Genomic DNA, 25,829 nt, shown 5'->3' with positions numbered 1-25,829 from the left:
AGGCGCGTACGACTTTGGAACTTCTGGCTCAAACCCTGGTCAACGGATTGGTGCTGGGCGCCGGCTATGCCGTCATCGCCGTCGGCCTGACGCTGATCTTCGGAATCGTAGGCATCGCAAACTTTGCCCACGGCGCGTTCTTCGCCATGGGCGGCTACGCCTGCTATTTGCTGACGTCGCAAGGCCTGAACTATTTGGCCGCTGTTCCGCTGTCCGTCCTGATCGTCGTGATCATCGGAGCGCTGACCGAATTGATCGTGATCCGGCGCAGCCTCTACGGAGACTCGCATCACGGCTCGTTGATCGTGACCTTCGCGCTCGGTCAGGCCGCGGTGGCCGGATTGATCCTGGTCTTCGGGCCGGATCCGCTTCCTGTGCCGTCACCTCTAGGGCAGAGCACGATGCGATTTTTCGGGATCTTCGTCACTTCGCAGCGCGCTTTCATCTTCGTCTGCTCGGTGCTCGTGCTCGGTGCCCTCGGCCTGTGGCTCCGGCTGAGCATCAAGGGTCAGCAGGTCGTCGCGGTTGCCCAGAACGCGCGCGGCGCGCTCTATTCCGGAATTAACGTGCCCTGGATACGCGCGCTCGCCTTTGTGCTTGGGGTCGCAGCGGCGGGTCTTGCCGGTGCGCTGCTGGCGCCGATCTCGACGATCTATCCGACCATGGGGTACGGCGCCCTGATCGTCGGATTTACCGTCGTCATCCTGGGCGGAATGGGCAGTATTCCCGGCGCGATGCTGGGAGCGCTTCTGATCGGTGTCGCCAACGCGCTGTTCGAAACTTATGTTTCGGTCTCCTGGACGCCCGCGTTGGGCTGGGCGCTTGTCATCGCCACGCTGCTGTTCCGTCCACAGGGACTGCTCGGCCGACTCCAGCAACATCGGCACTGATATGGCGATCCAGGACTTCGGCACGATGATCGACAGGAAGCAGGTCGGTGTCTCGGACGACAACAAGTCTGGACGCACCGCGCGGGAGGCCGCCTACATCGCCTGCGCTATCGTCGTTATCGCGATCTTCGCTTACGTCTTCACCGACCCTTTCGTGGTAACTCTGGCCGGCTACACTTGCGCGTTGGCCCTGTTTGCCTTGAGCATCAACATCATTCTCGGCGGCGTCGGCGAGGTGCCGCTCGGACAATGTCTGTTTTTCGGCGTCGGTGCGTATGGCGCGGCCATCGGAATGGGCAAAGTGGGGCTGCCTTTCGAACTCGCGGTGCTCATCGCGCTCGTCTTGTCCGTGGCACTAGCTGCCATCATCGGCGTCATCACGCTGCGTCTGACCGGCGCCTATTTCTCGATTGTCTCCTGGGGCCTCACCGGGGTCGCCATGGTCGCGGCGACGAATCTCGAGGAGATCACCGGAGGGCCGCTCGGCTTGTTCGGATTCCCGCCGATCGAGATCGGGCCGCTTCAGCTATCGGATCCGCAGACCTACTTTGCGGTCACCGCCACCATTCTCCTGCTGACGATCCTGTTCCTAGTAGCCCTGCGCCGGTCTCCCTTCGGCGCCGCGATGAACAGCGTCCGCCAAAATCCTCATCTCGCCCGCTCGGTCGGCGTCGACGTAGCACGTGTCCGGCTGAAGGCCTTCATGCTAAGCGCGCCATTTGCCGCGCTGGCCGGCGCGCTTGCCGTTCCCTACACCCAGATCGTGACGCCCGAGGTGTTCAGCGTTGCGAACACGGTGGACGGGCTTCTGATGGTGCTGCTGGGCGGGGCGCAGCTCGTGGTCGGCCCCGTTATCGGCGCCGCGATGTTCACGCTGATACCGCAGGCTATGAACCTCGATCCGAACGTGAGGATCCTGGTGTTCTCGTCGATCATCATCCTGATCATGATGTTTGCTCCCGGCGGGTTGCATCAGTTGGGAGTTGCCCTGCGTGACTGGTTTGGAAGGAAGATAGATGACGATCGTAGTCGCTGAGCGTCCAGCCGTCTCGGCCCGGGACATCGTCAAGCGGTATGGCGGTGTGACGGCTCTAAACGGCGTCAGCCTCGACGTCCAGGAAGGCGAGATTTTCGGCATCATCGGTCCGAATGGCGCGGGCAAGTCGACGTTGTTCGATATCCTCTGCGGTATCACCGTCCCGACTAGCGGATCGATCCGCATCATGGGTAGTGAGATTGCGGGGATGCCGCCCCACCTTATCGCGCGCTCCGGCGTCGCCCGCACCTTCCAGAGGACCGCGGTGTTCGCCGAAAGTACGGTGCTCGAAAATCTCCTGTTCGGCCGCCATGCAAGCTTTCACCACGGCGTCTTGGACCGAATCATCGGCAGCAAAACCTTTGCCGGTGATCAGCAGGCCTTCCAAGCCCGCGTCGAGGAGGTGCTCACGCTTATCGGCCTTGACGGAGAGCGGCACCGCAAGGCTGGCGTGCTGGCCTATGGCGTGCAGCGCCGGCTCGCTGTCGGTATCGCATTGATGTCCGATCCGAAGATCATGTTTCTCGACGAGCCGGCAGCCGGCATGAACGGCCGCGAGACTACCGACTTCATCGCACTGATCCGTGCGATCGCGCCGGGACGGACCATCCTGATCGTCGAGCACGACATGGCGGTTATCCGGCAACTCTGCGGCCGCGCGCTCGTCGTCGTCGACGGGAAGCCTGTCGTGGTCGATGCGCCGCATCACGTTCTCAGTCATCCGGAAGTCGTGACCGCTTATCTGGGGGCTGACGATGACGAGTGATGGCACGCTGCTGACCGTCAAGGACGTCTCGGCGGCTTACGGCAAGGTCGTCGCGCTCCGCGGTGTCTCGCTTTCCGTCAACCGCGGCGAGATCGTCGCCATCCTCGGCGCCAACGGCGCCGGCAAGACCACGTTGTTGAATGCGATCTCCGGCGTTCTGCCGATCACTACGGGCCGCATCGAGTTCGCGGATCAGCGCATCGATGGTCGCAAGCCCTGGACGCTCAGCCGCGCGGGCATCAGCCACGTGCCCGAAGGGCGCGAGATCTTTCCGTCGATGACGGTCGAGGCGAATTTGAGGATCGTCGACGCGTTCGGCAGCGGCCCCGTGTTCTCGGTCGAGGACGTGCTGAACATGTTTCCGCGCCTGCGCGAGCGGTTCCGGCAGGCGGCCGGAAATCTCAGCGGCGGTGAGCAGCAGATGCTGGCGATCGGCCGCGGCTTGATGGCGCGGCCCCGGCTCATCCTGTTCGATGAGCCGTCGCTCGGGCTATCGCCGTTCTTCTCCAAATTCGTGCTCGGCGCGATCGGAGCGCTGCGGACCAAGGGTCTTTCGGCGCTTCTGGTCGAGCAGAACATGCGCGCAGCGCTCAAGATTGCCGACCGGGCCTATGTGCTCAGAGTGGGCTCGATCGTGCGCGAAGGATCGGCCGGCGAAATCGCTGATGCCCCCGATATCCAGGAAGCCTATCTCGGCGCTTAGCGCAATCAGCTCGTTGCAAGGGATTTGAGACAGACACATGCAGGGTCGACGCAATCTTCCACTCGATGGGCTCACGGTCATCGATCTCGGGCAGGTCTATCAGGGGCCGTACGCGACGTACCTGATGGCCAAGGCCGGGGCCAAGGTGATCAAGATCGAACCGCTGGCCGGCGAGCCGGTGCGTCAGCGCGACAGCGTCAGCCGCGGCTCGGGCGCGCCGTTTGCGATGCTGAACGGCCACAAGAAGTGCATCACGCTCGATCTGAAATCCGCGAAGGGCAAGGAGATCCTCAAGCGCCTGGTCAAGGACGCGGACGTCCTCCTGGAAAACTACGCACCGGGTGTGATGGATCGTCTGGGCATCGGCTGGTCCGTGCTGCACGAACTCAATCCCCGATTGGTTTACGCATCGGGATCCGGTTACGGACTGTCGGGTCCGGATAAGGACAATCTGGCCATGGACGTGACCGTTCAGGCCGTGTCAGGCTTGATGAGCGTCACCGGCTTTCCAGATAGTCCGCCCGTCAAGGCCGGCCCGGCCCTGGTCGATTTCATGAGCGGAATTCACCTCTATGCTGGGGTGATGACGGCGTTGTACGAGCGGCAGATCACGGGCGTCGGCCGGCTGGTGGAAGTGGCGATGCAGGAGGCCGTGTTTCCCGCACTCGCCTCGAACCTGGCCTACATGTACGACATCGGCAGGGCACCGCCGCGCACCGGCAATAGACACGGCGGGCTATCCGCAGCGCCCTATAACGTCTATCCGGCGAGCGATGGCTACATCGCGATCATTGCGACTAATGACAAGCATTGGGGCAATTTGCTGCAAGCGATGGGGCGGACCGAACTCGCGGACGATCCGCGATTCCGGGACAAGGTCGCGCGCGTTCGCAACATGGACGAAACGGACCAGTTGATCGCGGACTGGAGTTCGAAGATCTCCCGGGAGGAGGCCTGCGCTGCACTGGCGAGATTCAAGGTGCCCTCCGCACCGGTCCGCGACCTAGATGAGGTCTGCAACGATCGCCACATGCACGCGCGCGGCATGCTCGAATGGCTCGAGCATCCGCAGTTCGGACGGATCGTGATTCCGGACAGTCCGATACGCATCCACGGCGCCGACAGGTTGCCGGCCGCGGTCTCCTCCAGATTGGGCGCGAACACCGACGAGGTGCTGTCGTCCATGCTCGACATGTCCGAGCCTGAAATCGCAGCGCTGCGAACCGAGGGCGTGATCGGTCCGCGTCCTTCATCCACCTAGTGAGCGAGTGACAATGTCAGCTTCGGAAACCCTCGTTGTCGAGACAGCGGCGCGCGTTCTTGCGGATCTGGCCGATCCGCAGACCATTGTTCAAAGGCGCGACGATGCCTGGAAGGTGCCGCTCTGGTCCTCGGTTCAGGAGATTGGGCTGGACCTTGCCTGGGCTTCGGAGACCGCCGGCGGGGCAGGGGCGTCGCTCGCGGATGGCTTCGGAATCATCCGCGAAGCGGGTCGCGCCGCATTGGCGGCGCCTCTGGCGGAAACGCTTCTCGCCGCGTGGCTGCTGGACCGCGCGGGGCTGACCGCGCCCGGCGGGCCGATGACGGTGGCGCCGGTTCGACCGAAAGATCACCTTACGCTCGACAAGGCCGGCCGCGTCAACGGTCGTGCCCGCATGGTGCCCTTTGCCGGCGATGTCGAGCATCTCGTCGTTCTAGCCACTGGAGACGACGGGCCGTCGGTGGCTCTGGTCCGGACCGCCGATTGCAAACTGAAGCCGGGCAAAAGCCTCGCGGGCGACGCGCGCGACACAGTGGAGTTCGTAAGCGTCCTGCCGGTTCATCGTGCGCGCCTGCAGGAATCGGGAACGCGCGAGAAGGACGTCCTCCTGCTGATGGGCGCAGCTGTGCGAGCGCAGCAGATTGCGGGCGCTCTGGACAGGATCCTCGAACTTTCGGTCCTTTATTCGCAGCAGCGTGTCGCGTTCGAGAAGCCGATCTCGAAATTCCAGGCAATCCAGCACAGCCTCGCGCGGCTCGGCGGCGAGGTTGCTGCGGCAGCGTCGGCTGCGGCGTCGGCGGCTGATACCGTCGCCAACACCGGCTTTGATGGCGACGCCGCGCTGCTCGAGATCGCAGCGGCCAAGATTCGCTGCAGCGAGGCCGCCGAGCTCGGGGCCGGCATTGCGCATCAGGTGCACGGCGCGATCGGCTTCACCGACGAGCATATCCTGCACCGGTTCACGCTGCGCCTTCTTTCGTGGCGCGATGAGTTCGGTGACGAAACGTTCTGGAGCCTCAAGCTCGGCGAGGAAATTACAGCCAGAGGTCCCCAGGGGCTCTGGCCCCTGCTGGCCTCTCGCTGAAAGGAGCTGCGATGTCCCTTATTCATTTCGACGCCATGCGCCTGCCGGCTCATTGCCAGGAACTGCGCAAGGAGGTCAGGGCCTTTCTGGAGCGCGAGATCGCGGCCGGTACCTTCGATCCCGAGAGGCCGGAGGTGGGTGAAAAGAATGCCGATGAATTCTCCCGCCGTGTCGGCGCGAAAGGCTGGATCGGCATGACGTGGCCGAAGAAGTATGGCGGTCAGGAGCGCAGCTTCCTCGAGCGCTATGTCGTGACCGAGGAAATGCGGATCGCCAATGCTCCCGTACGCCGCTTTTTCGTCGCGGACCGGCAGAGCGGCCCGACCCTCATTCGTTACGCGCATGAAAAGACAAAGCGGGACGTGCTGCCTCGGATCATCCGCGGCGAGCTTTTCTTCTGCATCGGCATGAGCGAGCCCAACTCCGGCTCGGACCTGTTCGCGGCGAGCACGAAGGCGACCAAGACGGACGGCGGCTGGCTGATCAACGGTACGAAAGTCTGGACCAGCAGCGCGCACATTGCGGACTACATGATCGGCCTGTTCCGGACCTCCGGCTCGACCAAGGAAAACCGGCGTCACGGCCTGACCTCGTTCCTGGTCGACATGAAGACGCCTGGCATCACCTGCCGGCCGATCGGGCAGATGAGCGGCCAGCGAGACTTCAATGAGGTCGTGTTCCAGGACGCTTTCATTCCGGATGATCACGTCATCGGCGAGGTTGATGGTGCCTGGAAGCAGGCTACGAGCGAGCTGGCTTACGAGCGCTCCGGCCCGGAGCGGTTTCTCGAAACTTACGGTGCGCTGCTTGCACTTTCCAACGCGGCGGGCTCGAAGCCAGACGTTCGGGTCACCGTCGGCATTGGGCGGCTGGTCGCGCAATTGCACACGCTGCGCCGCATGTCCGTCTCAGTGGCAGGAATGCTCGAAGCGGGCCGCGAGCCAGTGGTGGAAGCCGCGATCGTCAAGGACCTCGGTACGGTCTGGGAGCAGGGCCTGCCGCACCGGGTCCGCGAGCTCGCTTCACTGCTCGACCTCGAAGACGACGAAGAGGACGCATTCCGCAATAAGCTGGACTTCGAGCTCAAGATCGCTCCGAAGCTGACGATCCAGGGCGGCACCACGGAGGTTCTACGCGGCATCATCGCGCGCGGACTCGGACTTCGCTGATCAGGACAAAAGGAATCTGACACCACATGAGCACTGATATCGCAGTTACCACGCAAGGCCATGTCGCAACGATCGAGATCCAGCGGCCGCCGCTGAATTATTTCGATCTCCAGCTCATCCGCGACATCGCCGACGCGCTCGACAAGATCGATGCGAACAGCGAAATCCGCTCCGTCGTCCTTGCCGCGCAGGGCAAGGCGTTCTGCGCCGGCGCGGATTTCAATACGCCGGCCCGGGACGCGCCGGCCAATGGCGACCAGCGGGACGGCGGTCACCTCTATATCGAGGCCGTGCGCATCTTCCGGAACAAGAAGCCGATCGTTGCCGCCGTGCACGGCGCCGCAATCGGCGGCGGCTTTGGCCTCGCGATGTCGGCGGATTTCCGCGTGACCTGCCCCGAGGCCCGGTTTGCCGCGAACTTCACCCGCCTCGGTTTCCACCCGGGCTTCGGGCTGACCGTCACCCTGCCGGAAGCCATCGGCAAGTCGAACGCCGAGCTGATGTTCTACACCAGCCGGCGCGTCACGGGTGAACAGGCGCTGGCGATGGGATTGGCCAGCGTGCTGGTCCCTCAGGACCAGGTCCGCACCGCAGCCATGTCGCTCGCCCAGGAGATTGCAGAATGCTCGCCGCTCGGCTTGCTGTCGACCCGAACGACCATGCGTGCCGGGCTGGCGGACCGCGTCAAGAAGGCGACGGATCATGAGCTCGCCGAGCAGAACCGCCTGCGCGTGACGGACGATTTCCGTGAAGGCGTCAAATCTACGGCGGAGCGCCGATCCGCCAATTTCACCGGCAAATGAGGGCACCATGACGGAAAAGCTCGAAAAATTCCCGGACGGAAGTTGCGATTGCCACGTCCACATCTATGGGCCGTTCGATCGTTTCCCGGTCGACTATTCCGGAAAATTTGCCCCGAAGCAGGAATTCCCGGTCGAGATGCTGTTCGACGTCTGGAAGTCGATCGGCATTTCACGCGGCGTGATCGTCCATGCCGGCAATGCCGGCTCGGACAACGAGGTGACGCTCGAGGCCTTGAAGCGCTTTCCGGACAAGCTGCGCGCGGTCGCGATCCTCAATCAAGACGTCACCGACAAGCGGCTGGACGAGTTGACCGATGCCGGCTTCAAGGGCGTGCGCATCAATCTCCTGTATCAGGACGGCAAGCCTGTGTTGTCGGGCGGCGGCATGAATCTGGACGACCTGAAGGCCTTGGCACCGCGCATTGCCGAGCGTGGCTGGCACGCACAGCTCTGGATCGAGACCGGCGACCTGCAGCAGCTCGCGCCGGAGATCGAAAAGCTACCGCTCGACTTCGTCATCGACCACCAGGGCCGCACCATGGCGGACAAGACCGTCAACTACAGCGGCTACCAGTGGTTCTGCGACCGCGGCCTCAAGAGCGGCCGCTATTGGTGCAAGCTCTCCGGTGCGGACCGCAACACTCGCATCGGCAGCCCGTACAAGGACACCGAGGACTTCATGAAAGCGCTGGTCGCCGCCAACCCCGACCGGCTGGTCTGGGGCAGCGACTGGCCGCATGTCGGGCACACCGACGATGCGGTCCCAAAGGAGTCCGTGCTTATGGACCTGTTCGGGCGCTGCGTGCCTGACGAGGCCGTCCGTAGGAAGATCCTGATCGAAAATCCGACCCGGCTCTACGGCTTCTGAGAGCCAGAGGTTGCCAACGAATCACGCCGGGCTCGCCACGGCGGGATTCTTTGGACGCAGGGCCGCTGTCGAACTTGCCGTTGCGATAAGTACGTCGTTGGCGTCTCGCAGCTCGGCCTCCATGAAGCCTATGCTACGGCCCTGCCGAACGACTTTGCCATAGGTGCGGTACAGCCCGGGATGGGCTGGAAGCAGGAACGCCACCTTGATCTCCAGGCTGGCGACCGTAATCCGGTATTCGCCGCGCAGCAGGCTCGCCGTCGCCATTGCTGCGTCGAGCCAACCCGTAACGATGCCACCCTGCACGATGCCGCCCTTGGGATGTCCTTCGGTGGAATGGCAGTGCCGCGGCTCGGCATGCCATTCGATTGTGACACGGTCGCGTGTCTCATCGTAGGAAACAGCGCCCACGCCGAGCAGCTCCCAGGCCGCCGGCCGCCGCGCCTCAGTCTGCTTGATCAAGTCTTCGTTCGACATTTCAGGTGATGACTCGCAGTTGCTGGATTTCACGAGACGGGCTGCAGCACGCCTCGCAAACAATCAACACAAGCAGTGTCGCCGTGCAACCAGCGCCCAGCGGTGGTCAGCTATCCCGCGATACCTTTTTGCCAGGTGGAGGGATTTCCGCCAAAACCGCGGCGGGCTCGCTTCTCGAGCCAGTAGCCCATCTGTGGCGGGACCGCGCTGAAGGCCGCATCGACACCGAGCTTCTGTGCCGCGTCCATCGCCCAGTTTGGATTGTGGATGAACTCGCGGCCGACCGCGACGAGATCGGCCTTCTTATCCTGAAGAATCGCTTCGGCCTGGTCGCCGTGGATGATGAGGCCGACCGCCATGGTCATGATGTCTGCCTCGCGGCGGATATAGTCCGCAAACGGGACTTGGTAGCCGTATTTGTTGAGGCGGAAGAAGTTCGGCACCTTGCTGTTGAGGCCTCCGGTGCTGCAGTCGATGACGTCGAGCCCTTCGTCTTCAGGATGCGCACCAGTCGCGCGTTCTCCGCCGGCCCCCAACCCGCTTCGTCCTCGATCGAAAGGCGGACGAATAGGGGTTTTGAGGCCGGCCAATGCGCGCGAACGGACTCGGCGACCTCAATGGCAAATCTCATACGGTTGGCTTCGCTGCCGCCATAATCGTCTGTTCGCTGGTTCGCCTCCGGCGACAGGAACGAATGGATCAGATAGCCATGGGCGGCATGCAACTCGACAATGTCGAAACCCGCTTGGTCGGCCCGCGCAGCCGCCTTGCCCCAGGCCTCGACCGCATCGGGAATTTCATGACGCTCCAGTGCGCGCGGCGTAAAATAGCCGTTGCCGAACGCAAGCGCGCTCGGACCTATCAGGTCCCAGCCGTCCACGTCCTCTACCTCCGCAAGCTCCTGGGCGGAGAGGGTTCCGTCTCCCTCCCAGGGGCGCCGGGCCTTTCCCTTCCGGCCGGTGTGTCCAAGCTGGATGCCGGCTGCGGCGCCGTTCGACTTGATGAAGCTCGCGATGTCGCGAAGCGGCGCGATGAACTTGTCGTCCCAGATGCCGAGGTCTCCGGCCGTCCCGCAGCCGCGGCGCTCGACCTTGGTCGACTCGACGATGACAAGGCCCGCGCCGCCTGCGGCGAACTTGCCCGCATTGGTGATGTGCCAGGGTGTCGGGAAGCCGCGCTCTGCGACGTATTGCAGCATCGGCGGCACCACGATCCGGTTCTTAAATGTGACGTCGCGGATACGCAGTGGCGAGAACAGCAGCGTTTCGTTCATCCCGACCTCCATTTTTGCGCAAGATTAGAGGACCGGTCCGCGCATGCCAATGCGAGTCAGGGACGACGTCGCATTTCTATGGATGTGAAAAGAGGAGCTAACGATATCCGAGTGGCCGCACTGCAGCGGTCGCTCGGGCTTTGTCTTGTCCATGATGCCTTGCGATCAGGACTTTCTCATCAGCGAACACTTGCTTTGCTCGCGGGGAATGTTGGCGTCTTCGGCCGGCACGGTTGCGACGACTTCATAGAAGTCCCAAGGTCCCTTGGATTGCTCCACCGTTTTTGCGCGCAGCAGGTAGTAATCGTGGATGTGCATGCCGTCCTCGCGAACGTAACCCTTCTCCGAGAAGAAGTCGTTCACAGGCATCGAGCGGAATTTTGCGAGCACGGCGGCGGTGTCGAGTGTGCCGGCAGCTTCCACAGCCTTCAGATAGTGCATAGTTGCCGAGTACATCCCGGCCTGAACCATGGTCGGCATGCGGCCGACCTTGTCGAAGAACCGCTTCCCGAACGCACGCGAGGCGTCATTCCGATTCCAGTAGAATGCTTCTGAGGTGTACAAACCCTGCAAATTGGGAAGCCCGACCGACTTGGCATCCGTGATCTGGAACAGCAGGGCAGCGACCCGCATCTTGCTCTTCTGGCCGAGCAGACCAAATTCGTGGGCCTGCATCAGCGAGTTGGTGGTGTCCCCGCCGGCGTTGGCGAGAGCCAACACGTTGGCGCTCGAGTTCTGAGCCTGCAGCAGGAACGACGAGAAGTCGCTGGTGTTGAAGGGATGCCGCACCGAGCCAACCACCTTGCCGCCGGATTCCTTCAGCACGGCAGACGCATCGGACTCGAAGGCTTGTCCGAAGGCGTAGTCGGCGGTCAGGAAGTACCATTCGTTTCCGCCCTGTCCCATCAGCGCCTTCGCGGTACTGCGTGCCAGCGTGTAGGTGTTGTAGGTCCACTGAAATGTATTGGGCGAGCATTTCTCGTTCGTGATGGCGGATGCGCCGGCCGACGACACGATCATCATCTTGTTCTTGTCCCGGACCAGATCGGCCAGGGCCAGCGCGACCGCGGAATTTCCGATATCGAGAATGACATCTACGCCTTCCGTGTCGATCCATCGCCTGGCGATGCCCGAGGCGATATCGGGCTTGTTCTGGTGGTCGGCGAAGACGACCTCGATCGGCTGTCCCAGCAGCTTGCCGCCGAAATCGGCGATCGCCATTTTTGCGACTTCGACCGCCGCAGGCCCCGCAGCATCCGCATATTGGCCCGACTGATCGTTGAGTACGCCGAGCTTGACCGGCTTCGACGCAGGCGCCTGCGCATGAGCCGAAGCAAGACTCAGGAAAACCATCGATGCAGCCAGCACACTTCTCATTGTTTCACTCCCTTTGAAATTTTTGAATGCTTGAGTCAGGATTGATCTTGCGAGGCTATCGGCGCGGGCGAGGTTCTATTCGGCCGCCTCGCGGTATCGCTCCACGCCGTTCAGGCTTTCGCCATTGGCACGAAGGGCGCCGCCCCATTTGGCCAGCCACCAGCCATATTGTTCGGGCCACTGTTCGAAATTGCCGGTCAATCCGAAATGCTCTGCGGCGTGGAGCGCCCAGAAAGGATCGTAGAGCATCTGGCGCGCGAGGAAGATGAGATCGGCCCGGCCGTCCTGCAGGACTTTCTCGGCGAAGTCAGGGGTACGGATCATGCCGACGGCGCCGGTCGCAATGTCGGCCTCACGGCGAATGCGTTCGGCAAACGGCACCTGGTAGCCGGGACCGCGGCCGAGATTGGCATTGGTCGACCCGGCGCGAAGATTGCCGCCCGTTGAGCAGTCGACCAGGTCGACACCCAGCTCCTTTAATTTGCGGGAGAAGAGGACGCTGTCTTCGATCTCCCAGCCGCCGTCGATCCAGTCAGTCGCGGATATACGCACGAACAGCGGCGTGGATGAAGGAAGCGCGGCCCTCACGGCGCGCGTGACTTCGAGCGGGAAACGCATCCGGTTCTCGAGGCTGCCGCCATATTCATCGTTGCGGAAATTGGCGAGCGGCGACAGGAACGATTGCAACAGGTAACCGTGAGCCATGTGAAGCTCGATGACGTCGAAACCCGCCAGCACGGCCCGGCGCGCCGTTGCGACGAATGCATCGCGCACGCCGTCGAGACCTTCCTTGCTGAGAGGAATAGGGGTCTGGAAACCAGCGGAGAACGCGACATCCGAGGGGCCTGTAGGCACCCAGGTTTCCTCGCCCATCTCGATATCGCGGTCGGTCAGATGGCTGTTGCCCCGGAATGCGCGCTGCTGGCTGGATTTGCGTCCGCCGTGATTGATCTGGATAGCGGCTTTTGAGCCTCCGGATTTTATGACATGAACGATCTGGCGCATGCCGTCGATCTGGCCGTCTTCCCACAATCCGGGATCGCCGTTGGTGATGCGCCCCTTCCGGGTGACCGACGTCTGCTCGACGAACACGAGCCCGGCGCCGCCCTGGGCGAACTTGCCGTAGTGAACCAGATGGAACGGTGTGACGTAACCGTTCACGGCCGAATACATTCCCATCGGGGAAACGACGATGCGGTTGCTCAGCTCTACGCCACGGAATGCGATGCTTTCAAACAACTTGACCATTGTAATCTCCCCCTGAATTCGCGGACGAGGACATTCGCCCTTCTTCGTTCGTCATGCTTGTGCGATGGCGCCTGCGCGGCGCAACGCATCGATCTCGCCGTCGGACATGCCGAGATATTGCGACAGCACCTCGCCATTGTGCTGACCGAGGCGCGCGGACGGGACGTAGTCCGGCGCCGCCGTATCGTGCAGCACCAGCGGACTGCGATGAACGAGGATGTCGCCGTATTCGGGGTGCGCAATCTCACGCAGCATGCCGCGGGCGTGGAGATGCTTGTCTTCGGTCACCTCGCGCAGGTCGCGAACCGCAGCGCAAGGCACCCGGTTGACGCGGCAGAGCTCGGTAATCTCGTCGCGCGTGAGCTGCGAGGACCAGTCGGACACGATCTGGTCGGTCAGGTCGATGTGCTTCAAACGGTCAAGCACCGTCTTGAAGCGCACGTCGTCGGCCAGTTCCGGCTGCCCCATCGCGCGCGTCAGTCCGGTCCAGTGGGATTCGTTGACGCTGATGATGGCAACATAGCCGTCGGATGCGGGATAGACGTTATAGGGCGCCTCGGCCAACCCGCCATGACGATTGCCGGTGCGAGGGGCTGCCGCCTTGCGATTGAAGACGTCGGCCAGGTTCGAGGCCATCGCTGGATAGACGGTCTCGACCATCGCGATCTCGACCAGCCGGCCGCGGCCGCTCTTCTCCCGATCGTAAAGCGCGGTGAGAATGCCGGCGTAGAGATGCACGCCGCTGATGAAGTCGGTGATGGCAGGACCCGCCTTGACCGGAGGACCATCGGCAAATCCCGTCACGCTCATGATACCTGATACCGCCTGGACGGTGAGGTCCATCGCCAAATTGTCCCGACTAGGCCCCGACAGGCCGTAACCGGTGGCCGAGCCGTAGATCAGCCGCGGATTGATGGCGCTGAGTGCGGCATAGCCGACGCCCAGTCGATCGAGCACGCCGGGGGCGTAGTTCTCGATCAGCACGTCGGCCTTCGCCGCGAGCTCCTTCAGGACCCTGACGCCGTCTGCCGACTTCAGGTTCAGGCTGATGTTGCGCTTATTGGCATTCAGCATCGCGAACGGGACGGCGTTGCCCTTGCTGATGCGGGCGCGATGACGCACCGGCTCGCCGTTCGGCGGCTCGACCTTGATGACGGTCGCACCGGCCTGCGCCATCAGGAAGCCGGCGTACGGACCCTGGTAAACCTGGCCGAGGTCGATGACGATCACGCCGGCGAGCGGCAATGCGTTATTGTTGTCCAAGGTATCCTCGATCCTGTCAGAAATTGTAGAGCCGCGCCGGATTGGCGATCAGGATCTTGCGGCGGGTGGCTTCGTCAGGAACGCACTCGTGCAACAGCCGAAGCAGATCCTGGAGATTTGGCATCGTCTCGGCGCTGTGGCCGACATGCGGCCAATCGCTGCCCCACACGACTTGATCGGGCGCAGCCTGAACGATGGCGCGCATGAAGGGGGCCGTGTCCGCATAGGGACGGCCGACACGCGTGTTGCGGTCCGCACCTGAGATCTTGGTCCAGTAACGCCCGGTCTTCAGCCGGTCGGTGAAGGCGCGGAAATCCGGGTGATCGTGTCCCTTGTCAGCCATGGTGCGCGACATGTGATCGATCACGTAGTTCAGCGGCAGCTTCTCGAGCTCGGTAGCGGCGGCCGCCAGATCCGAACTCTCGATCCAGAGTTGGGCATGCCAGCCCCGCTCCGCGATGCGAGGGGCAACCTTGACCAGGTCGTCGTAGCTGGTGCCGAGCGTCGAGACCGGCTTGCCGTCCTGCCGGATCATGGTCACGCGCACCGCCTTGAAGCCGGCATCGGTGAGTTCATCGAGCCGCCGATCCGAGACGTCGGGCCGCAGAATCGCGACGGCACGAAGTCGGTCGGGGTACCGGCGCAGCGCGTCGTAAGTGACCGCATTGTCGTCTCCCGATCCCACCGCATGGACAATAACGCCGCGCGTGATGCCGAGCCTGTCCCAGACGGCAAAAGCGTCCTCGATCGTGAATGGCTTGGCCGCGGTAAAGCGTCCCTCGTTTCCGGGCGGAAAGCGATCGAAGGGGCCGTAGATGTGAAAATGACAATCGCAGCTGCCTTCAGGCAATCGGTAGTCCATGCAAGCAAATCCCTGTTCGGTCCTGAGAGGTGTTGCCGCCGCTGCACGCGGTGGCCCGGCGAGCGTCATCGTCGTGAACGTGATGGCTGATCTGTATGCTGGTGAGTAGGTTCAACTCGGCGACGGGAGGTCCGCGCGGCGGCCGATCGACATCAGTCGATCGCAGCAGAAAAATTCAATTCCGGCTCCATGACGCCTCCCTGCAAGCGCGCCACCCTGTGGTGGGCGGTTTTGTTTTTGAGCGGCCGTAACGCCGCGGCCTTGCTGGCCGGAGAGAACACTAAGAGCAGGGCGGGCCCGAGTCCACAGAATTACATATATGTAGTTCTATTTCTACATATATGGAAAGAATGTTGCATCCAAGCATTTGAAACGCTAATTCTCCCAAGGCGGGGACGCCGGCTCCCGTCTATCAAGGTATCGATCCGCTGTTTTTTCGCAGATTTCTTTCCACACATGTGCAAAAGATGAATTCCAGCATCAAGTCAGCCAAGCGAATCTTCGAAGTCCTCGAATATTTCGAGGACGTGAAGCGCCCGATCTCGCTGAAGGAGGTCGCGACGAAGTGCGACTATCCGACGTCCAGTGCCGCGGCCCTGCTAAAGAGCATGGCGATGCTCGGATACCTGTTCTACGACAGCTACAATCGGACCTACATGCCGACGATGCGCATCGCCCAGATGGGCCGGTGGCTTGACACCGGGCTGTTCGGCGACAGCGCCATTCTCGCGCTGGTCGACTTCGTCCACGGCAAGCTCGACGAGCTCGTCAGCATCAGCACGCAATCGGATCTGCATGCGCAATACATTCACGCCCTGCAGACCAGCAAGCGCCTGCGCTTCGAAGTAAAGTCCGGCGACGTCCGCCCGCTTGCGATCAGCGGCATCGGGCGCACGCTGCTCAGCGGCCATACCGACGTCGAGATCGAGCGGCTCCTGCGCCGCATCAATGCCGTTTGCCCCAAGGAAGAGCACTTCGAGCTGAACGCGCTGATGAAGATCGTCAACAACATCCGGCGCGACGGCTACATGTTCTCTAAGCACATCATCGTCCAGGACGCCGGCGTCATCGCCGTCCTGCTGCCAAAGCGCGACTTCGGACGCAACTTGGTCCTGGGCGTCGGCGGGCCGGTGTCTCGTCTTGAGGAACGGCAGGACGAAATCCTCGCTTGTATTCGCGAAGGTATCGCCAGATTTCTGGCGTGACCTGACACATTGAGAAAAGAGTTGGCTCCAGCTCCGCAGATGAAGGTCTGTCGGCTTTCATGGGCGGTTGCGCCGGTAGGCATTAACGAAGCAGACAGGTTTAAACGGCAAGCGCGAATTTCTTTTTTTATGTCCGTATGCCACGCCAACGACCACATCGCCGCTGTCGATCACCTGGCAGGCGGATGCCGACACGACGGCGGGCCCATTAGTGGATCGTTCAGCGCAGCCGGCGCATCGGTCCACCTAAGAAGCGCTGATTCCTGATCTCACGAAGCAGCAACATCCGTTTGGTTTGTGCGGCATTGAGCAAGCCTTCGAACAGGACCAAGACCTCGCGCGCCTGCACGCGCCATGCGATTCCAATACACCCTTATTTGTGCGGGAGCGTCCATTTCAAACACGCGGTGGCGCTGGTTGTTTGTGTGCGGGCGAAGACGATGCCGATCCATGAGCCCGAACGAAATCTGCGATGAAGGACTGTTCGGAGTGCGGCGACCTTCGGTCCAACCAGCACGGGGCGCGGTCGAAGTCGGAGGTGATGCTGAGGTAACAGGATGCGCCTAAGCCGGTATCTGGCCCCGCTTGCAGCCACCGAGCCGAACGGCTCGGGTAACGTTTTCGCAGGATCGGCGACGTAGGATGTAGCTTTACTCGCCGACAGGCCCGCCGTGGGATTGCCCATGACCTCACATTGCGACGATGAATTGACAAGTATCTCGCGAGACATTGCAGCCAAGCAACTCAGCATTGAAAACCAAGCCATCTTGATTGAGGTGCTTGAACAGGACGGACACGACATGGTTGAGGAGAGAAGCAGGCTCGCCAAGGAGCGATCCAACCTGGCAAGGCAGATCGCGCGACAACTCAGGCTGCTACAGACGCGATGCACATTGGACGAATGAGTTCGTTGCGGGCAGCACAGAATGATCGAGCGTCGAAAGCGTGAGCGTATCGAGGTGGACGAGGTCGCCTACGTGTTCGGCGACGGCGCCAGTTTGCGTTGTCGCGTGGTCAACATGTCGGATCAAGGCGCAGCAATCCAGCTTCCGTCGAAGCGATACGTGAACTCCACATTCAAGCTGATGCTTGAAAAAGATCGCAGCATTCGAAGTTGCCGATTGATCTGGTCGAGTGGCAATCTGATCGGCGTTGCGTTCGAGAACTCTGGCAACCCTGCGTGAGCAGGCATGATCTGTGCTGTCGCTGGGAGAAATCGGCGATGTCCAACAATAGACTGGAAATACGTCCGTGGTCGCCCGAGGAAGAGGCGCATCTCCGTGCGCTCATCGAAAGCGGTATGACTGCAACCGAGATCGGCCGGCAGTTAGGCCGCACTCGTTTGGCGGTTTACGGTCGATTGCAGCGGCCGGTTAGTCAAGCCGAAACACCGAGAAGGTCGAGGTCTTTCCCTCGCGCAGGGGAAATTTGCGACCGTCGAGAGGCAAAGAACGAAATGCTCAAACTAATTGCAGGAGCAGCTTGATTGCCGCCGTCCCCGTAGCCATCGCCTATGGCAAGCGGGTGAACTGGGCTCGTGTGCGCCCTGGTCCCGCTCTATCGTGCGGAATCCGTCTAAATGTCCGCTAAACGTCACCAAGGCTGCCCTCGGTAGCCAGAATGACCTTGGTCGGGTCACCTCCATGAAGCGGACATTCCCGCGCTCTGGGCTGAGGTCAGCCACGGGGCCAGAAGCTGACATCGACCACCGCGTCTGCAGCGGTCAAAGGATCGCTGATGCGAAGTCCGGACTGCCCTCAACGGCATGTTGCGTGATGATGTCCATTCTTGCTCGGACGTAGCGCATCCCGACGCAGCTAGCGCCAGCCTCATTTGCAATGCTTACGCTGAGGAAGGAACTTCCCAAATCCTTGGGATATCCCTGTTATGCACAGCACTCCCCACATATACCTTCGTTGTGTTGACAATCTCAAAAAAAGTTCGGGCGAGAGTCGCAAACCGAACCGACATTCCCGCTTCTCTTTAACAAAGTTGTATTGGGTCGGGGCTAAATCACGGCTCATCCAAAATCTGATCGAACACAGAGCGTGAGCTCTCGTGACGCAAGCGAGCGTCGCGAGGAATGCTTTCGCTTGAGAAAGGGAATGTTGCGTGAGTGAAAGCGAAATGAAATTGACGCCGAACGGAACGAATGTTTTCGGGATGCCGTGGTTGGATTTCTCGAAGGTCGCCTTGCCTGGCGTGGGGCGCGAGCTTACCGAGCGAGGCCTCGCTCGCGCACGGGAGGGTTGCGAGAAGATCAAAGCCGCATCGGAAGAGATGACGGAGGCGCTGCGCGAGACCTATTCCAGCAATGCGAGATGCACGACCGACTACGGGCTCAAGGTGTTCGAAATCTCAAACGCCAATGTCGCTTCTGCGCTCGATTTCTTCGTCCATTTGTTCGGCAGCAAGTCAGCGACCGACGTCTATACCTTATCGGCGGCGCAAGCGCGCAAGGCGTTCGACACCGCCTCCGACCAGAACAAGGAATTGTGGGCGCTTGCCCAGAAGCTGGCGACGGAAACGGGTGAGCCGATCAGGAAGCATTTCACCAGGGTTCTCCACCAAGGCGGCGGCTAAAAGAGCGCGCTCAATTTCACATCCAGATTCGTTTGAGGAGGGACCCGGCCGGTTTGGGCAAGCCGAGCTGAGCGAGCACGCCCCACCGCCCCATGCTCGATCAACAAGGTGCGCGACGCCCCCCAACCCCGCACCGACAAGAGGCGTATTCCAACTGGCCGGTGCTTTTCTGCAAAATACAACAAAGACAAATCGCAAGGGAGGGCAACACCGGAATGGTTATGGTCAAATGTCCGCAAACCGGACACGCGATTCCCACCGGTATCCAGACTGATCGCGAGAGCTTTGGACGCCGCGCGGTGTTTTTCTCGCGAACCCGTTGTCCGATCTGCCGCACCGATCACGCGTGGTTTGCGCGGGAAGCCTGGGTCGACGAGCCGGGCATCCGGATCGCGCCGTCATAGCGGCGGCTCCCGAAAGTACCCCAACGGCGAACGGCTTTGTTGACCTTGTCTCGGTCCCGGCGGTCTTCAGACGCAAGCTGCATGACCCGCTCATGGATTTCGGCCGGGACACAAGGTGCGAGACATTCATGAACCCTCTATCGGCGAGCGACGTGTTCTGTACGGTCGCCATCATGAGCGTCACCTTCCTGGCCGAGGTTGGACTCTTTATTTTGATTGGAATGCTTTGAAAGGAGCGCGCGAGCTGGGCAGCGCGCCGCAACAGCGGGGGGAAATGCAGACATCACCCGAGGTCGCAGAAGGGTCATTCGCGTCGTTCCGGTCGCGAGCGAGCCACTTCCGATCTACCCCGATCATCAGACAATTTCAGAGACCGTCTCGACTTCGCATTCGGGGCCAGTAGCGGACAACTTCCTGGCCCTCTCTCAGGGGAGTGACCTCGCCCGGAACAGGTGGACAAGGTCTACCCTGCACATTTGCGAATCCCTGCTCTGTGCTAAGCGCCGGAACGACAGGCTTGGATGGCGATTCCTTTCGCGTCCGTGGAGTTTGCGAGATGTTGGTGGTCCGAGAACGAGGCCCCGCTTACCGGACGATTGAACGCCGGGCGCGATCGGTATTGTTGGAAGCTGGTGCCATCCGCGAGTGCGAGGAGCGGTTGGATGCAGGACCGCACAGATCCACATGCTCGTCAGCTCGCTTTCGAAATTGCTCGGAAACATTCTCCGGCCGGTGTCTCGCCAGAAGCGGCTGCCCTGGCAGTAGCGGAGGTCCTCGACGGCATCGGCGAAACTTGCCCTGAGTGCCTGTCCGAAGACGGGCACTGACAACGGTCTGTTTGGCTCGGGGTTTCTCGCCTGGCTGCGTCCACTCAAAGGACAGGTAGAATCGGCCTGACGGGCTAGGCGAGGCCCCTTCGCTTTGCCTTCAGAAAGTGTCTACGCCCAGAGATATTCCAGCAGTGCCTTGCTTTCCTTCAAGTCGCGAACGTCGAAGCCTTCGTTGAACCAACCGTAGACCGGCGCGAGAAGACCGCGTGCTTCATCACACTTGCCTTGATCACGCCAGAGCCGAGCGAGACTGACGGCAGAGCGAAGTTCCCAGAGTTTCGCCTCCTGCTGGCGAGCAATCGCAATGGCGCGTCGAAACTCAGTCTCCGCCTCGACCTCGGCACCCGGCCGAGCCATCAGCATCAACTCGCCTCGTCGCCGGTGCAGCTCGGCCTCGAACCATCGCACCCCCAATTTCTCGGTGAGTGCCAAGGCGTCGGAGAGTTGACCGAGCCCGGATTCAAATCGTGCTGCCTTTGCCTCGGCTGCCGCGAGCTGCGCGAGGTAGAACGGAAGAGTCCATGCTGCGCCGGATGCCTGGAATCCCTCGATACCGTGCCGCAGTAAGTTCACCCCGGCTTCGGCGTCGCCGGCTTCGGCCAGCGTCCAGCCGCGATAGGCCGTCCCCATCGCGAGAAAAAAAGCAAAGCGCTGCTCGGTGGTAAGCGCTACTAGCTCCTCCGCCCGTCGCCCAACCATAGCCGCATCATCGAGCACGAAATGCAACCGGCAGGCAACGCTCAGCGCGAATGCGAGGCTGATCGGGTGAGATGAATGCCGCGCCTCCGTCAAGGCATCCCTGCTCTGCACGCGCGCCTGGTCGGCGAAGCCAAGTAGGCCACACGTCAGCGACAGGAACGAAAGCATCGCTACGCGGGCGTTTTCCGCGAACAGAGCCGTCAGAAAGCGCTGCTGCTCCGGATCGTAGAGGGCGAGCCCCCGCTCAAGATGGGAACGCGCCAAGGCCAATTGCCCGCGATGAAGCCAGCTATCGCCGACTGCCCGATGACCGGCGACAAGAATGGCCGCGTCGTTTTGTCGTCCGGCCAAATCGAGCAGGTCCTCGGCGATGCGATGCGATCGCTCAGTTTCACCACGCACGTGATAATGCACGAACTCGCCCCAGAGCGCCTTCAGCAGGTTCGGCGTGTCGTTCAGTGACTCGCAGAGGCAACGCGCCCGGGCGTAGGCCCTGCCAGTCTCTTCGGCCGCATGGCCCTTTGCGGCGATCAGCGCGCCGCCGAGCGCGAGTTGAAGGTCAGTTTCGGTGCGCTGTCGCCCCGGGGTATCTGGTAGATGGGATAGCAGATCGAGCGCCCTTCGCATCTGTACGATTGCTTCTGTCATTGCCGATCGAGCTTTCGAACGCTCACCAGCCTGCTGCCAATAGGAAACCGCCTTTTCGATCAAACCCGCATGCCCGCAATGGTGAGCGAGGATCTCCGGTTCCTCTTGGATGCCCCGAGCGAGCCTCTCCTCGAGCGTGCTAGCGATCCGCGCGTGCAGCTCGCGGCGTTGGCTGCGCAACAGTGTGCCGTATGCCGCGTCTTGGACCAGTGCGTGTTTGAACAAGAAATTGGCGTCGGGCGGTTCGCCTCGCCCGAAAATGAGCCCGGCGTTGATCAGCCGGTCGATCGCCGCTTGCAGCTCGTTGTCGCACCGCTGTACGATCGCAGCAAGCAGATCGTAGGAGAACTCGCGGCCAATGGCCGCGCCGACTTGGGCCAACTCCTTAGCTATCGGACCGATTCGATCGAGCCGCGCCATCAACGAAGCATGCAACGTGGCCGGCACAGCAAGTCCGGGCAGGGGCGCGAAGGAGATAGCTCGCGCGAACCCCTCAGGGTTCGTTTCGAGCACCGCTTTGGTCAACTCCTCGACGAACAGCGGCACGCCATCCGTTCGTTCAGCAATTTCATTGACGATTTCGCTCGGCAGCGTCCGGGTGCCGGCCACGCTCCGGATCAGTGCGGCGCCCGCGCTCTGGTCCAGCCGGTTCAGCACGAGCAAGCTGACGTGCGGCTTTCCGGTCCATACCGACTGGAACTCGGGGCGACAGGTGATCAGGACCAAAACCGGTAGGCTTGCTACTCGATCGACCGTTTGGTCCAGCAGCTCGCGCGAGCTCGGATCGATCCATTGCATGTCCTCGAACACAACCATAATTGGATGTCTTTGTGCGAGAGTCTCAAGCTGGCGAACGAGAGCGGCGAAGCTTCTCTCCTTCTTTTGTTGCGGCGTACCGGTAACCGGCAGATACAGATCACCGTCCGGGATCGACAGCAACTCGGCCAGGATCGCCACGTCCTCGTCGGAGGGCAATGCCGGGGATAGTAGCACTCGGAGTTTATCGAGCTTCGCCCTTGGTGTGTCCTCACGATCGAAACCAGCCGCTCGCTGGAGTTGTGCGGTGAAGGGATAGAGCGCACTTTCCTGATGACGTGGCGAGCAGAAATAGCGCAAGTAGGTGTGCGGCTCGCGCTCGATACGCTCCTGGAGAGCCGCAACGAGGCGCGACTTGCCGATCCCCGCCTCGCCAACGAGCAGTGTTACTTGACCGGTACCCACTCGCGCACGGCGCCAGCTCCGCTCCAGCCGCGCAAGTTCTTCCTCGCGCCCAACCAGCGGGGCGAGGACCGCAGGATGCAACGCCTCGAAGCGGCTTTCCGCTGTTCCCTCATGCAGCACCCGCCAGGCCTGCACCGGCGTGGCGAAGCCCTTCAGCGTCACCGCGCCGAGATTCTCGTAGTCAAAGAGCCCGCCGATGAGCCGCCGCGTGTCCTCAGCGATTACCACCCCATCGGGCTCGGCGAGCGCTTGCAGTCGAGCGGCAAGGTTCGGCGTCTCGCCAAGGACCGCCTGTGCCTCCGCAGCTTCGCTGCCGATAAGGTCGCCCACGATGACGAGACCAGTCGCGAGCCCAAGGCGAACCCGAAGCTCGAAGCCGGGCGGGGCGCCCGGCGCGTTCTTGGGCGCGGCGATCTCAAGCGAAGCGCGCACCGCGCGTTCGGCATCGTCCTCATGCGCTGAAGGATGGCCGAACAGAATGAGCATGCCATCGCCGATGTAGCGGCTGATGGTGCCACCGTATTTGCGGACGACCGCCGCTACGCTATCACGATACTCGGCGATTATGTCTCGTAGATCTTCCGGATCGAGCATTGTCGCAAGTGCCGTCGAGTCGACGAGGTCGCAAAACATCACTGTGAGCTGGCGACGCTCGGCGGAAGAACTTGGTGCGGGTGACAAGCTCGAGCGTTCCGTGACCCGTGCTACGATGGACGTCGATGCGCCCGCCCCTGTTGTTACTCGCAGCGGTACTGTCGGCGTCAGCGCGGCACCGCAGTCGCCACAGAAGTTCTTGCCTGTCGGATTGTCGGCCCCGCAGGCAGGGCACCGAAAGACTAGCGGCGCGCCGCAATCGCCGCAGACCTTCTTTCCCTCTGGGTTGACTCTGCCGCAACTCGGACAATCCATGCCGCACCCGATCGAATTGCTGACCTACATGACTTCACGTCGGTCTGGGAGCGACTCTTCAGAGTGCGCTCTTTGAAGATTCTTCGTCAGCTGCCTGCCAAGCGCCAAGAATGATCAAACTCACGATGATCAGGACGTAGATACAGGCGATAGTCGCAGGAAAATGAGCCAGCCGGGTGTCATCGTTGCCTCCCGAGCGGTTGTCTCTAGAAGCTAAGCCGGCAGGCTCGACAAGAGTTATGAAGTGGCTAACACTCTGCAGCTCAAGCCTATTTTCAATCCAAGAAAGCTGAACATAGCCTGTCGCGAGCCAAGCGCGAAATTGGTAGGCAGCGGCGTGCCGCACATGGTCCGGGTGCCGGCGGCCCGGGCGTGCGGCAGGCCGGGAAACTCGGCTAGATCGGGATCGAGATCGTCGAGATCCGGCACGTGGATTTGCCGGTTTCGACCGACCACCGCGCCGGGCATGTTGCGGTCGCCCGCGTTGACAGCGGTCGGCGGCAAGCCCGCGCGGAGGAGCTCGTCGCTCGCGCCGTACCGGAAGGCCTTGCCGCATTCGCCGTTCTCGGCAAGCTGGATCCAGACGCTGGGGGCCCCGATCAGCCGAACGGTAGTCTCCGCTATCTGTTCCGGAGCTGAGTCGGCGTCACCGGAGGTGCTCGCAATCATTGCCAGGATATCCGCGCTGGCTCTTTGGCAGTCCCGCGATTTTGCAAGCTCGCGCTGCAGGTGTTCGATCTCGACCGCGCTCGACTGGTTCTTCTGTTCTAGCTCGGCGATCCTGCGCGCAAGATCGGCGTCTTGAGACAGCCTGGTCATCGATAAATCCATATCGCCCAGCGCCCGCCGGCGCCGCGCTAAATTATCTAAAAACCCAATTACTCCGCGGTCAAGCTAAGCCGGCCAGCGATATCGTTGCAGATATTGGAACAAACGATCGAGTACCCTTCAGTTCCGGGCCACCACGTTCCAAGTCCGCTCAGTGTCAAATTGCGAAGAACTCAAGATGAGCAAATCTAGGCCGCCAAGTGGCAATGAGCGAGCCTCCGTCAGACGAGGCGTTACGTCGCTGGTGGGCCAGAAGCCGACCACGTTTCAGTTAACCCGTTGACGTGCCCGCACGATATGGGCACCAGGTCCGAGCGCGATGCCTCGCCCTAGGACTCCGTAATAGTGCTGGGCTATTTCGCTGGCACCAAGATCTTCCACTACGTTAAACCCCACGCCGTGCAGCAAGTGGTGCAACTCGATCGGCTCGAACAGGCTGAGCCAAGGCTCACCTCGCGCGGCCGCCCTTTCTGCAGTTGCCACAATGCTGGCGCGGCGCTCAGCAGGATAATTCTCAAACGGTTCGGCATAATCGAAAACGACAGCAGCTTGTGGTAGCTCGGATATGAACTTCAAGGTGCACCAGACCGCATGCTTTGTCAGATATGGTACAACGCCAAGCCATTGAAAAAAAGCTGGCTCGTCCACCATGAAACCGACTCTCGTTAGACCTTCTGCCAGACTTTCTCTTTCAAAATCGATGGGCGCGAAGACAAGCGACGGCGGCTCGGACAGGCCCGCGGCCTTTATCCGATCGCGTTTCCATACCTGCGTTGCAGGGTAGTCGACCTCGAAAACACGAAGGCCTAAATCAGCATAGGGATTTCGCAAGGAGAATGTGTCGAGACCAGCACCCAGTACCACGACCTGACGTACGCCACGTGCAACGCAGTTTGCTATTGTGTCTTCGGAGAACCGGCTGCGTGCGGCTATGAATAAGCGCATTGGGCGCACGGAGTCATCTCTTGCGATCTCGCTCAAGGACGCCGCCGTCTCCGCGTCTAGTATTCTCAGCGCAAACTGATCCTTGAAAACTGCCCCGCGTTCCAAGGTTTGGTGAATGGCGCGGTAAGCAGCTGCCCGCCGAGCGGTTTGACTTGGTTGTCCATCACGCATGACGATTTCGCCAGTCGTTTGGTGCTGGAACGCGCCTTGTAGCATGCCGGCGGCAAAAACTCACGTTGGCTCGCCCATCGACCTCCCAAGCGGCATCATATCGGCCCGGGGCCACGAGGTCTGCAACCTACCGTGCTAAGCTAGTGCCGCTCATGCAACCGCCCGATGGTCTAGCGCGTGTTCGCTCTACCGCTCGGGGTGGGGGAGAATCAGCAGCGCCGCCCCGCAGCCACCTCGTAGGGGACGTGGTTGGCTATAGCCGACCGATGGGTCAAGACGAGCGCGGAACGCTTCGCCGGCTTAAGG

Annotated in this window: 24 protein-coding genes and 1 pseudogene; 14 read left to right on the top strand and 11 right to left on the bottom strand. The window is 61.6% G+C overall.

Translation table 11 applies throughout. From position 1 onward, the window contains the following. The first annotated feature begins 14 nt into the window (after window positions 1–14). The 9 genes from BRAD3257_RS30860 to BRAD3257_RS30820 are packed head-to-tail and all read left to right on the top strand — an operon-like array spanning window position 15 to window position 8,580. Entirely contained in the window at window positions 15–890 is an 876-nt protein-coding gene (locus tag BRAD3257_RS30860) for a branched-chain amino acid ABC transporter permease (RefSeq protein WP_122405024.1), read from the top strand. Window position 891: 1 nt separating this feature from the next. After that, window positions 892–1,926 (top strand): branched-chain amino acid ABC transporter permease, encoded by a 1,035-nt coding sequence (locus BRAD3257_RS30855; protein WP_122405023.1) that lies wholly within the window; start codon window positions 892–894, stop codon window positions 1,924–1,926. Next, a complete protein-coding gene (locus tag BRAD3257_RS30850) occupies window positions 1,907–2,692 on the top strand; it encodes an ABC transporter ATP-binding protein (protein ID WP_244607750.1) in 786 nt (261 codons plus the stop codon). The genes BRAD3257_RS30855 and BRAD3257_RS30850 overlap by 20 nt, the downstream gene beginning before the upstream one ends. Further along, entirely contained in the window at window positions 2,682–3,395 is a 714-nt protein-coding gene (locus BRAD3257_RS30845; RefSeq protein ID WP_122405022.1) for an ABC transporter ATP-binding protein, read from the top strand. The genes BRAD3257_RS30850 and BRAD3257_RS30845 overlap by 11 nt, the downstream gene beginning before the upstream one ends. Window positions 3,396–3,432: 37 nt before the next feature. After that, window positions 3,433–4,656, top strand: a complete 1,224-nt coding sequence (locus tag BRAD3257_RS30840; protein WP_122405021.1) for a CaiB/BaiF CoA transferase family protein — start codon at window positions 3,433–3,435, stop codon at window positions 4,654–4,656. Window positions 4,657–4,669: 13 nt separating this feature from the next. Then, the gene (locus BRAD3257_RS30835) at window positions 4,670–5,740 is read left to right on the top strand and encodes an acyl-CoA dehydrogenase family protein (RefSeq protein ID WP_162500415.1); all 1,071 of its coding nucleotides are present in this window, start codon (window positions 4,670–4,672) and stop codon (window positions 5,738–5,740) included. A gap of 11 nt (window positions 5,741–5,751) precedes the next feature. Beyond that, window positions 5,752–6,909 carry an acyl-CoA dehydrogenase family protein gene (locus BRAD3257_RS30830; RefSeq protein ID WP_122405019.1) on the top strand — a complete coding sequence of 386 codons (1,158 nt, stop codon included), beginning with the start codon at window positions 5,752–5,754 and terminating at the stop codon, window positions 6,907–6,909. 26 nt (window positions 6,910–6,935) lie between these two features. After that, window positions 6,936–7,712 (top strand): enoyl-CoA hydratase/isomerase family protein, encoded by a 777-nt coding sequence (locus tag BRAD3257_RS30825; RefSeq protein WP_122405018.1) that lies wholly within the window; start codon window positions 6,936–6,938, stop codon window positions 7,710–7,712. A gap of 7 nt (window positions 7,713–7,719) precedes the next feature. Next, the gene (locus BRAD3257_RS30820; protein ID WP_122405017.1) at window positions 7,720–8,580 is read left to right on the top strand and encodes an amidohydrolase family protein; all 861 of its coding nucleotides are present in this window, start codon (window positions 7,720–7,722) and stop codon (window positions 8,578–8,580) included. Window positions 8,581–8,601: 21 nt separating this feature from the next. Here the strand turns inward: BRAD3257_RS30820 and BRAD3257_RS30815 are convergent, their stop codons facing one another. From BRAD3257_RS30815 to BRAD3257_RS30790, 7 genes are all read right to left on the bottom strand, one after another. Next, window positions 8,602–9,057 carry a PaaI family thioesterase gene (locus tag BRAD3257_RS30815; RefSeq protein WP_122405016.1) on the bottom strand — a complete coding sequence of 152 codons (456 nt, stop codon included), beginning with the start codon at window positions 9,055–9,057 and terminating at the stop codon, window positions 8,602–8,604. Between the two features lie 110 nt (window positions 9,058–9,167). Then, window positions 9,168–9,422, bottom strand: a complete 255-nt coding sequence (locus BRAD3257_RS41820) for an oxidoreductase (protein WP_283809906.1) — start codon at window positions 9,420–9,422, stop codon at window positions 9,168–9,170. Further along, window positions 9,419–10,330, bottom strand: a complete 912-nt coding sequence (locus tag BRAD3257_RS30810; RefSeq protein WP_283809905.1) for an oxidoreductase — start codon at window positions 10,328–10,330, stop codon at window positions 9,419–9,421. Before BRAD3257_RS30810 ends, BRAD3257_RS41820 begins: the two co-directional genes overlap by 4 nt. 165 nt (window positions 10,331–10,495) lie before the next feature. Then, window positions 10,496–11,707 (bottom strand): ABC transporter substrate-binding protein, encoded by a 1,212-nt coding sequence (locus BRAD3257_RS30805; protein ID WP_122405015.1) that lies wholly within the window; start codon window positions 11,705–11,707, stop codon window positions 10,496–10,498. A gap of 75 nt (window positions 11,708–11,782) precedes the next feature. Further along, window positions 11,783–12,955, bottom strand: a complete 1,173-nt coding sequence (locus tag BRAD3257_RS30800; protein ID WP_122405014.1) for an NADH:flavin oxidoreductase/NADH oxidase — start codon at window positions 12,953–12,955, stop codon at window positions 11,783–11,785. Window positions 12,956–13,006: 51 nt separating this feature from the next. Beyond that, on the bottom strand, window positions 13,007–14,218 hold the full coding sequence (locus BRAD3257_RS30795) for a CaiB/BaiF CoA transferase family protein (RefSeq protein ID WP_122405013.1): 1,212 nt from the start codon (window positions 14,216–14,218) through the stop codon (window positions 13,007–13,009). 16 nt (window positions 14,219–14,234) lie between these two features. Next, window positions 14,235–15,080 carry an amidohydrolase family protein gene (locus BRAD3257_RS30790; RefSeq protein WP_122405012.1) on the bottom strand — a complete coding sequence of 282 codons (846 nt, stop codon included), beginning with the start codon at window positions 15,078–15,080 and terminating at the stop codon, window positions 14,235–14,237. A 467-nt stretch (window positions 15,081–15,547) separates the two neighbouring features. On the opposite strand from BRAD3257_RS30790, the gene BRAD3257_RS30785 reads away from it, so the two are divergent. From BRAD3257_RS30785 to BRAD3257_RS42320, 5 genes are all read left to right on the top strand, one after another. Continuing rightward, window positions 15,548–16,285 (top strand): IclR family transcriptional regulator, encoded by a 738-nt coding sequence (locus BRAD3257_RS30785; RefSeq protein ID WP_122405011.1) that lies wholly within the window; start codon window positions 15,548–15,550, stop codon window positions 16,283–16,285. 926 nt (window positions 16,286–17,211) lie between these two features. Further along, the gene (locus BRAD3257_RS30775) at window positions 17,212–17,469 is read left to right on the top strand and encodes a PilZ domain-containing protein (RefSeq protein ID WP_122405009.1); all 258 of its coding nucleotides are present in this window, start codon (window positions 17,212–17,214) and stop codon (window positions 17,467–17,469) included. Between the two features lie 38 nt (window positions 17,470–17,507). Beyond that, complete coding sequence (locus tag BRAD3257_RS42325; RefSeq protein ID WP_122405008.1) at window positions 17,508–17,771, top strand: GcrA family cell cycle regulator; 264 nt, start codon at window positions 17,508–17,510, stop codon at window positions 17,769–17,771. A 686-nt stretch (window positions 17,772–18,457) separates the two neighbouring features. Continuing rightward, the gene (locus tag BRAD3257_RS30765; RefSeq protein WP_100235040.1) at window positions 18,458–18,868 is read left to right on the top strand and encodes a phasin family protein; all 411 of its coding nucleotides are present in this window, start codon (window positions 18,458–18,460) and stop codon (window positions 18,866–18,868) included. A 319-nt stretch (window positions 18,869–19,187) separates the two neighbouring features. Next, a complete protein-coding gene (locus BRAD3257_RS42320) occupies window positions 19,188–19,502 on the top strand; it encodes a hypothetical protein (RefSeq protein ID WP_160118878.1) in 315 nt (104 codons plus the stop codon). 708 nt (window positions 19,503–20,210) lie between these two features. Here the strand turns inward: BRAD3257_RS42320 and BRAD3257_RS30750 are convergent. From BRAD3257_RS30750 to BRAD3257_RS30740, 4 genes and pseudogenes are all read right to left on the bottom strand, one after another. Further along, on the bottom strand, window positions 20,211–23,351 hold the full coding sequence (locus BRAD3257_RS30750; protein ID WP_244607749.1) for an ATP-binding protein: 3,141 nt from the start codon (window positions 23,349–23,351) through the stop codon (window positions 20,211–20,213). 102 nt (window positions 23,352–23,453) lie between these two features. Then, window positions 23,454–23,579: pseudogene (locus BRAD3257_RS42315) on the bottom strand (double zinc ribbon domain-containing protein); the annotation flags it as partial. A 237-nt stretch (window positions 23,580–23,816) separates the two neighbouring features. Next, window positions 23,817–24,398, bottom strand: coding sequence for a hypothetical protein (locus tag BRAD3257_RS30745; protein WP_145987047.1), 582 nt, complete (start codon window positions 24,396–24,398; stop codon window positions 23,817–23,819). A gap of 276 nt (window positions 24,399–24,674) precedes the next feature. Next, window positions 24,675–25,523 (bottom strand): class I SAM-dependent methyltransferase, encoded by an 849-nt coding sequence (locus tag BRAD3257_RS30740; RefSeq protein WP_122406842.1) that lies wholly within the window; start codon window positions 25,521–25,523, stop codon window positions 24,675–24,677. Between the last annotated feature and the right edge of the window lie 306 nt (window positions 25,524–25,829).

The organism is Bradyrhizobium vignae, assembly GCF_900324035.1.
GTDB classification, from domain to species: Bacteria; Pseudomonadota; Alphaproteobacteria; order Rhizobiales; family Xanthobacteraceae; genus Bradyrhizobium; species Bradyrhizobium vignae.
This window is presented reverse-complemented; position numbering and strand designations above follow the sequence as displayed.

Excerpts from the sequence above, each read along its gene's own strand:
- BRAD3257_RS30855 (WP_122405023.1), top strand. The coding sequence starts at position 892 with ATGGCGATCCAGGACTTCGGCACGATGATCGACAGGAAGCAGGTCGGT.
- BRAD3257_RS30850 (WP_244607750.1), top strand. The coding sequence starts at position 1,907 with ATGACGATCGTAGTCGCTGAGCGTCCAGCCGTCTCGGCCCGGGACATC.
- BRAD3257_RS30845 (WP_122405022.1), top strand. The coding sequence starts at position 2,682 with ATGACGAGTGATGGCACGCTGCTGACCGTCAAGGACGTCTCGGCGGCT.
- BRAD3257_RS30840 (WP_122405021.1), top strand. The coding sequence starts at position 3,433 with ATGCAGGGTCGACGCAATCTTCCACTCGATGGGCTCACGGTCATCGAT.
- BRAD3257_RS30835 (WP_162500415.1), top strand. The coding sequence starts at position 4,670 with ATGTCAGCTTCGGAAACCCTCGTTGTCGAGACAGCGGCGCGCGTTCTT.
- BRAD3257_RS30830 (WP_122405019.1), top strand. The coding sequence starts at position 5,752 with ATGTCCCTTATTCATTTCGACGCCATGCGCCTGCCGGCTCATTGCCAG.
- BRAD3257_RS30825 (WP_122405018.1), top strand. The coding sequence starts at position 6,936 with ATGAGCACTGATATCGCAGTTACCACGCAAGGCCATGTCGCAACGATC.
- BRAD3257_RS30820 (WP_122405017.1), top strand. The coding sequence starts at position 7,720 with ATGACGGAAAAGCTCGAAAAATTCCCGGACGGAAGTTGCGATTGCCAC.
- BRAD3257_RS30815 (WP_122405016.1), bottom strand. The coding sequence starts at position 9,057 with ATGTCGAACGAAGACTTGATCAAGCAGACTGAGGCGCGGCGGCCGGCG.
- BRAD3257_RS41820 (WP_283809906.1), bottom strand. The coding sequence starts at position 9,422 with ATGACCATGGCGGTCGGCCTCATCATCCACGGCGACCAGGCCGAAGCG.
- BRAD3257_RS30810 (WP_283809905.1), bottom strand. The coding sequence starts at position 10,330 with ATGAACGAAACGCTGCTGTTCTCGCCACTGCGTATCCGCGACGTCACA.
- BRAD3257_RS30805 (WP_122405015.1), bottom strand. The coding sequence starts at position 11,707 with ATGAGAAGTGTGCTGGCTGCATCGATGGTTTTCCTGAGTCTTGCTTCG.
- BRAD3257_RS30800 (WP_122405014.1), bottom strand. The coding sequence starts at position 12,955 with ATGGTCAAGTTGTTTGAAAGCATCGCATTCCGTGGCGTAGAGCTGAGC.
- BRAD3257_RS30790 (WP_122405012.1), bottom strand. The coding sequence starts at position 15,080 with ATGGACTACCGATTGCCTGAAGGCAGCTGCGATTGTCATTTTCACATC.
- BRAD3257_RS30785 (WP_122405011.1), top strand. The coding sequence starts at position 15,548 with ATGAATTCCAGCATCAAGTCAGCCAAGCGAATCTTCGAAGTCCTCGAA.
- BRAD3257_RS30775 (WP_122405009.1), top strand. The coding sequence starts at position 17,212 with ATGATCGAGCGTCGAAAGCGTGAGCGTATCGAGGTGGACGAGGTCGCC.
- BRAD3257_RS42325 (WP_122405008.1), top strand. The coding sequence starts at position 17,508 with ATGTCCAACAATAGACTGGAAATACGTCCGTGGTCGCCCGAGGAAGAG.
- BRAD3257_RS30745 (WP_145987047.1), bottom strand. The coding sequence starts at position 24,398 with ATGACCAGGCTGTCTCAAGACGCCGATCTTGCGCGCAGGATCGCCGAG.
- BRAD3257_RS30740 (WP_122406842.1), bottom strand. The coding sequence starts at position 25,523 with ATGCGTGATGGACAACCAAGTCAAACCGCTCGGCGGGCAGCTGCTTAC.